Consider the following 6,715-nt stretch of genomic DNA (forward strand, 5'->3'; position numbering starts at 1 on the left):
GGGGTATTCCACTCATGTTAAATCGGGTTTCTCTATTTTGTCATCAATGACCGATTGCTAAGCTATTCATAACAAAAATTAAATTAGATGCTAAAAAACAAGACAAGTGTAAGGATCCTTTAACCTATGTCAAGTTAACTCTACATAGAATACCAGTAAGGACTGAATCACCTCCCTCTACACTCCTCATTGACTGTATTGCCAAAGTCACTCATCGCGGTGTGATATTCATGTTTTATTAAAACATGGACATTAATGAGATGGAACGCCTCCCTTTACTCGTTATCGTGATGATAGCCACTGGTTGTGCAACAAAAAATACCGTACAACATATCGTACCAGTAAACTCGATAATCAAATATCAAGACGAGTCAGCCAAACCAAAGCGATTTTCTAATTTATACCCTAAAAAACCATCCTATCCTATGACATGTACAGGCAATTGCTATCCCGCATCTTCATGGGTCAAATGTGAGCAACCCGCTGAAAATTGTCAATTCACTGCCAAGCAACTTAAACCTCAACTCAATACCGGCTATAAGATCCGCTGGCTCGGACACGCCAGTTTTTTGATTAACAGCCCAGAGGGTACCAACTTACTGGTTGATCCTGTCAGTGAACAATTCGACTGGCCTGTTAATTGGGCATTTTGGCTTAGCGAGGGCTTCAATCGCAAACCACCTACATGGCCTGCTGAGGCCGAGCTTGCCACTACGGATGCGGTGTTATATTCACACATTCACTATGATCACTTTAATAAAGACGATTTGCAGCGACTCGGTACTCATGCCGAATATTATGTACCGTTAGGCTTTGCTAATCACTTTCCAAAAAATGGATACCAGATCAATGAAATGGCTTGGTTTTCAACTAAAAAACAGCAACAACTAAACATTCACTTTGTTCCAGCACATCATTTTAGTAATCGAATCTTGATGCCTTATCTATACGAAGATAACAACACCACACTTTGGAGTGGCTGGATCATTGAATATCAAGGGAAGCGATTATTTTTTGCCGGTGATACTGGCTATTCACAACATTTTAAAGATATACAGCAAAGGTATGGTGATATGGACGTTTGCCTGCTCCCAATCGCATCCTATTACCATCCTGAAAATGCCGATTGGTATCGTTATGTCCATACCACGCCAGAAGATGCCTTAACCGCCTCTCAAGAACTTAATTGCAAAATCATGATCCCTTGGGGTTATGGTAATGCCAGTTGGAAAATGGGGGATCATAGCTCTCACTCCGCCTTACTGCGTTTATTGCACATGCATAAAGAAATGCAATCGAACATACCGCTGTACATTCTTAACGAAGGCGATACAGTGCAATTTTAACAGGCTGGGGAATTTGCCCAACCTAGCTGAGAGTAAAGTTATAAACAGAAGACTTGCTGCATTTTTACATACAGCCTCCAGGACATTCAAGCTACAATCTTTCAATAATCGTCACGTTGGCCAGCCCCCCACCTTCACACATGGTTTGTAAACCATAGCGGCCACCGCTTCTTTCCAGCTCGTGCAAAAGTGTCGTCATCAACTTAGTGCCCGTGGCCCCCAGAGGATGCCCCAGCGCAATCGCGCCACCATTAACATTGGTTCGAGCATGATCGTAACCCGTCTCCTTTAACCAAGCCATCGCGACTGAGGCGAAGGCTTCATTGATTTCCACCACATCGATGTCATCTAATGCCATTCCTGATTTCTGCAGCGCATATTCCGTTGCAGCAATCGGTGCCGTTAACATCCAAATGGGATCGTCGCCGCGCACACTCATATGGTGAATGCGAGCGCGGGGTGTGAGGTTATAACGTTTTAACGCGGCTTCTGACACAATTAACACTGCCGATGCAGCATCACTGATTTGGGAGGCCACCGCCGCAGTCAGTTTGTCACAGCCAAACAGGCTGTCCAGCTGCGCCATTTTCTCCAAAGTAGAATGACGTGCGGTTTCATCCATCATCACACCTTCAAGCGGGATAATTTCCCTGTCGAAACGGCCTGCCTTAATCGCCAGCAAAGCCCGAGTATGTGACTCTAATGCGTACACTTCTAATGCTTCACGGCTAAAGCCCCATTTATCGGCGATAATTTGCGCAGCTTTATATTGGGTTGGCATCTGGTTGCCATATCGGTTCACCCAACCTTTAGATCCCGTAACAGGATCACTAAATCCCATCGATTGTGCAACCGTCATGGCCGAGCCAATGGGAATTTGCGTCATGGTTTGCACGCCGCCAGCCACCACCACATCCATCACGCCCGACATCACCGCCTGAGCCGCAAAATGCACCGCCTGTTGTGACGAGCCGCATTGGCGATCAATGGTGGTACCGGGTACGGCTTGACTCAAACCAGCACTAAGCCAACAGGTGCGGGCGATATTGCCCGTTAAAGGGCCGATATTATCTAGGCAGCCAAAAATAACATCATCATATTCATCATCAGGGATCCCATTGCGCTCAACCAGTGCTTTCAATACGTGGGCGCCCAGATCGGCGGCATGCACATGAGACAGTCCACCTTTACGACGCCCCGTGGGGGTTCTTAGCGCATCGACAATATAAGCTTGGGTCATGTTATTCCTTTTATACTAAGGTCAAAGAATCACTCTCTTACCTTCAACAAATCATTTTGTCTAAAACATTGTCCATTAACATCTTACGATTCAAGTTAAATAGCAAGCCGTTTATATCAGAGAAATATTCAGAGGATTGTTAACGAATGACATTGAGCGCGATTTAGCAAGACAAGTGGCCAGCATTGATATAATTGAATTAAGCACGCAAAAATAAAACCTAGCCTTATCACTAATAGTTACCATGACCTTGGCTAGCTCTCTACGTTCAAAAAGGCTAGAACAGCCCTGACACAAGAGAATGCCATGTATGTCTAATTTTTTGTCAATTATAAGTAATGTGCCTAAAAAAACCAAAAGCTATACAAGTATGAGTAAACTTGGTTCATAATTAAAACCATTAAAAATTAATTAAGGCATCCATAATTAATTTCTATCTTATTTAGCTCTTGAGGCTAACTTTTTATATACCGCATCTTTATCACGCTTACCTATCGCCAATACATAGACAACAATCTCATTATCTATCACTTCATAAGCTAACCTATAACCTGCAGTTCTCAATTTAATTTTATAAACTGACTCATAGCCTTTTAGCTTGGCTGAAGGAACATGAGGATGCTCAAGTCGCTCCGCCAGTTTCTTTTTAAATTGTGTTTTAATTGGCGGGGCTAACTTATTCCACTCCTTCAACGCCTGCGGGAGATACTTTAGTTTATAAGTCATCTAAACTGACTTCTACAGCGTCAGATAAATGCAAGCGACGACTCTCAACTAATTGACCCAATTCATAATCATCGAGCCTATCCATCAACCATTCATAGGTTTCAGCAGGCACAAGATAAGCTGTGGGCTTATTGTGATTTAATATCGCAATGGCTGCACCATCAGCCTCATTAAGTAACGCAGTGGGATTTTTCTTTAACTCTGAAATACTCGCTGAGCAATCCGCTAAGACCTGTCTCATACCAACCTCAAAAAAGCACTAAATTTAAACCTAATATTAGCACTTAATTTAGCGACTACCTAGTATTCTTTATATGGGGGCAACGTTAGAAAGGAGTAGTGATCACTCATAAAATGAAAGAGATTAAAGAGAGTCTTGAGGACTGGGGCTTTGAACAAGGGGAGGTTTAAAATATGCCATTAATGATGGCTGTCTATATCCCAATCAAAGCCTGATTTATGTACTAAAACTAGGTAAATAATCGAAAGTGTCTTGATTATACTTATTTAAATGCTGAGGAAATGGAGTTAATGAAATGCTCTTATTTAGTTAGTTCTTAAGCCGAATTCAGGTTTATTAGCCTATGCTTTACCTACCCTAAAGTGGAGCTATCATCCAGTCGACCTCCACAAGGTCAACAGTAAGATACCTTTCAGGAGCCAGAAAATGTCTGTTAATACCAACCTACTGCCCACTTGTCGGCTTATAACACTATTTATCTGCCTCTGTTCTCTCGGACCTGCTATTGCTTCAGCACAGGAAAACAGCCTACCTAGCCGGCTCTCATTAAACGAATGGAAAGTACCTTGGGAAGGACTTCCCAGGGATCCTCATGTCGATACCACAGGTCAAGTCTGGTTCTGTGGGCAAACCGGTAATTATATTGCCCGATTATCTCCCTCAAACCAGCAATTTAAAAAGTACAAGGTGCCTGAGGGAACACACCCACATAACCTGATTGTGGATAAACAAGGTCAGGTTTGGTACGCCGGTAACCGCAATGCCCACATTGGACGCATGGACCCTGAAGACGGAAAAATTCAACAATATCCCATGCCTCAGGGCGTCGACGATCCTCACACACTGGTGTTTAATCAGCAGGGTAATATCTGGTTCACCGCCCAACAAAGCAATCGTATCGGCCTGTTAAATGTGATCAATGGGCAAGTACAGCTCGCCACACCAGCAACAGCTAACGCCCGCCCTTATGGAATCAAAATTGATGCCCAAAACCTCCCTTGGATAGCACTATTTGGTACCAATAAACTGGCCTGGATAAACCCAAAAAATATGGCAGTGACCGAAATAAACCTCCCCCGCCCCGACGCCCGCCCCCGCAGACTTGAGATCGATCCAAGCGGCAATATCTGGTATGTCGATTACATCGGTGGATATCTAGGTCGCTACTCCCCCAACAACAAAGAGTTTAAAGAATGGAAACTCCCCACCAAAAACCCTCGCCCTTACGGCACCGCACTGGACAACAAGGGGCAGCTATGGATTGCAGATACCGGAGAGGTACCCAATATTCTCTTTGCTTTTGATACATCAAAGGAGAAATTCACCAGTAAAACGACAGTACCCAGCGGTGGAAATATTCGGCATATGTATTTCGACAATAGCGACGGCAGTTTTTGGTTTGGGGTGGATAGCGGGTATTTGGTTCAAGGAAAGCCTGATAAATAACATCTAAATACCAATTAAATAGGATCAGGAAAAACGGCCTGATCCTCAACAAAAATCACAGTAAACAAGAGGGGTAATACCAATAAATGCCAAAAAAAAAGTAGCTTGACCTTCTTCGCTTTAGCCATCGGCATGCGATTCAGTTTCGTCTTTCTACAGAACACGAAACCACACCCTGTGGGATCCGCCCCCTCTAATGCTAGGAGTGATTCTTTATAAGGTAACAACATTTTGATTCACATGAGCAAAAACCTTGTCAGCGTAAGCTCCGTTACAACCCGCTGTAGAAGTACTGCAAATCAAACCACGGACTTGGTATCTGTGATCCTTACCATCCACTGACTCAGTTACTATTGTCCTCCTCTTCAAACTCCCCCCAGTCTGATTCAACAAATACTGCATCGCGCCCATTCTGGCACCGTTAGCCCTATTTTCTGTTACAAAGAGGCCACCACTGAGTGCTGAGGCTGTGCCGCCAATGGCGGCCGAGATGATCGCTCCACCGACAACTTCATGGGTTTTTAAGTCCGAGCCACCGGGTAAAAAGGCGCCGCCAGCCCCTTTGGTAACCCCCGCTGAGATGAAGCCATGCCCAAACTTACCGCCTTGCAACTCAGCCGAAATGCCCCCCACCATGGCATGAGCACCAATTTGCGCCGCCGCTTGCCCAGAGGTTAGCATATTGCTGCCAAATTCCACAAAGGCATCCTTGGCCCATGCCCCTGAATCAATAGCCACTTGGTTTATATTACCAAGCTCATTAAAGTATTCACCAATGCCTTGCAACGCATACCCTACAGCCGCACTAATAATACCAACCTTTAAACCTGCTGATAGACTCCCTGTCATCGAATAGGTCATGGCTGCATTAAAGAGTGCTGAACACCAAACCTGGCAACCCGGAATAAAGTTCAATGCAATGCTAATCACTGAACTCAACCACTTTACCTTACCAATCGCCTTAAACAACTTCTTAAAAAAGTACCCACTAGGATCTGTGGCATTAAGCGGATGATTTTTTACAATCTAAGCAGCACATAGGATTAGGCATTGTCATTTTGCAGGTTGTTAGTGGTGAGGTGGCTGCACCACAGCACGACTTAACAATGCCTGTCCATGTCACTCACCACAAGCACAATTGAACAATTTAACAATGCCTGTCCATATAACTCCTGCAAAATGATAGAGAGTCCTCAATGTGCCTGATGGTGTTGATGGTATCGACTATCAAGATAGGCTCGTTCAAGACAAGGGCCGATACTGAACCCGACTGGGTGTTGTGAGCACTTGATAGTCACCTCTTAGATAAGTGATAAAATTGATGATAAAAGACTCAGTTCATCTTACATCAACCCGTAAAAGACAAGAGTAAACAACTCGACTGGGTGCCATTTACTTTTGGGTATGTAGGTACGGAATACATCAGGGGCGCAAGCATAAGCTTGTTAAGCCCGTATATATGTCAGCACTATTGCTTAAAGCAAAACGAGTCAGTCAATAAATATCGAACTAAGAGACAACAACATTCACATGCCAAGACAAAAAAGTCTTAGCTGGGAAGCTTATGTCTTGACTCTATGGGAGCGTCCATATATGTCTTAATTACAGGGCGGGATCGCACTTTGTTAACAAAGATTGAATCTGCTGAATTACTGTGATCTAATCGCACCTCACTTTCTGAGAGGTAACCCAATGACCCTGATCGAACACCTTACC

Annotated in this window: 7 protein-coding genes; 2 read left to right on the forward strand and 5 right to left on the reverse strand. The window is 44.0% G+C overall.

The annotated features are described in order from the left end of the window. Positions 1 to 260 precede the first annotated feature (260 nt). Positions 261 to 1,346: an MBL fold metallo-hydrolase gene (locus tag L2764_RS00675; protein ID WP_248938315.1), complete on the forward strand. Its 1,086-nt coding sequence runs from the start codon at positions 261 to 263 to the stop codon at positions 1,344 to 1,346. A gap of 91 nt (positions 1,347 to 1,437) precedes the next feature. On the opposite strand, the gene L2764_RS00680 is transcribed toward L2764_RS00675, so the two are convergent. From L2764_RS00680 to L2764_RS00690, 3 genes are all read right to left on the reverse strand, one after another. Next, positions 1,438 to 2,586, reverse strand: coding sequence for an acetyl-CoA C-acetyltransferase (locus tag L2764_RS00680; protein WP_248938316.1), 1,149 nt, complete (start codon positions 2,584 to 2,586; stop codon positions 1,438 to 1,440). Between the two features lie 438 nt (positions 2,587 to 3,024). After that, a complete protein-coding gene (locus L2764_RS00685) occupies positions 3,025 to 3,312 on the reverse strand; it encodes a type II toxin-antitoxin system RelE family toxin (RefSeq protein ID WP_248938317.1) in 288 nt (95 codons plus the stop codon). Next, a complete protein-coding gene (locus L2764_RS00690; RefSeq protein WP_248938318.1) occupies positions 3,302 to 3,553 on the reverse strand; it encodes a type II toxin-antitoxin system Phd/YefM family antitoxin in 252 nt (83 codons plus the stop codon). Before L2764_RS00690 ends, L2764_RS00685 begins: the two co-directional genes overlap by 11 nt. Before the next feature lie 426 nt (positions 3,554 to 3,979). Here L2764_RS00690 and L2764_RS00695 point away from each other — a divergent pair, with 426 nt between their 5' ends. After that, on the forward strand, positions 3,980 to 4,999 hold the full coding sequence (locus L2764_RS00695) for a Vgb family protein (RefSeq protein WP_248938319.1): 1,020 nt from the start codon (positions 3,980 to 3,982) through the stop codon (positions 4,997 to 4,999). Positions 5,000 to 5,013: 14 nt separating this feature from the next. Here the strand turns inward: L2764_RS00695 and L2764_RS00700 are convergent, their stop codons facing one another. Together L2764_RS00700 and L2764_RS00705 are read right to left on the reverse strand one after the other, a co-directional pair. Then, a complete protein-coding gene (locus tag L2764_RS00700; RefSeq protein WP_248938320.1) occupies positions 5,014 to 5,229 on the reverse strand; it encodes a hypothetical protein in 216 nt (71 codons plus the stop codon). Then, positions 5,213 to 5,938, reverse strand: coding sequence for a hypothetical protein (locus L2764_RS00705; RefSeq protein WP_248938321.1), 726 nt, complete (start codon positions 5,936 to 5,938; stop codon positions 5,213 to 5,215). Before L2764_RS00705 ends, L2764_RS00700 begins: the two co-directional genes overlap by 17 nt. Positions 5,939 to 6,715: the final 777 nt, after the last annotated feature.

Source organism: Shewanella surugensis, from assembly GCF_023284005.1.
Lineage (GTDB): Bacteria > Pseudomonadota > Gammaproteobacteria > Enterobacterales > Shewanellaceae > Shewanella > Shewanella surugensis.

Bases quoted from the DNA above. Each gene is read 5' to 3' on its own strand.
- L2764_RS00675 (WP_248938315.1), top strand. From the start codon at position 261: ATGGAACGCCTCCCTTTACTCGTTATCGTGATGATAGCCACTGGTTGT.
- L2764_RS00690 (WP_248938318.1), bottom strand. From the start codon at position 3,553: ATGAGACAGGTCTTAGCGGATTGCTCAGCGAGTATTTCAGAGTTAAAG.
- L2764_RS00685 (WP_248938317.1), bottom strand. From the start codon at position 3,312: ATGACTTATAAACTAAAGTATCTCCCGCAGGCGTTGAAGGAGTGGAAT.
- L2764_RS00700 (WP_248938320.1), bottom strand. From the start codon at position 5,229: ATGTTGTTACCTTATAAAGAATCACTCCTAGCATTAGAGGGGGCGGAT.
- L2764_RS00680 (WP_248938316.1), bottom strand. From the start codon at position 2,586: ATGACCCAAGCTTATATTGTCGATGCGCTAAGAACCCCCACGGGGCGT.
- L2764_RS00695 (WP_248938319.1), top strand. From the start codon at position 3,980: ATGTCTGTTAATACCAACCTACTGCCCACTTGTCGGCTTATAACACTA.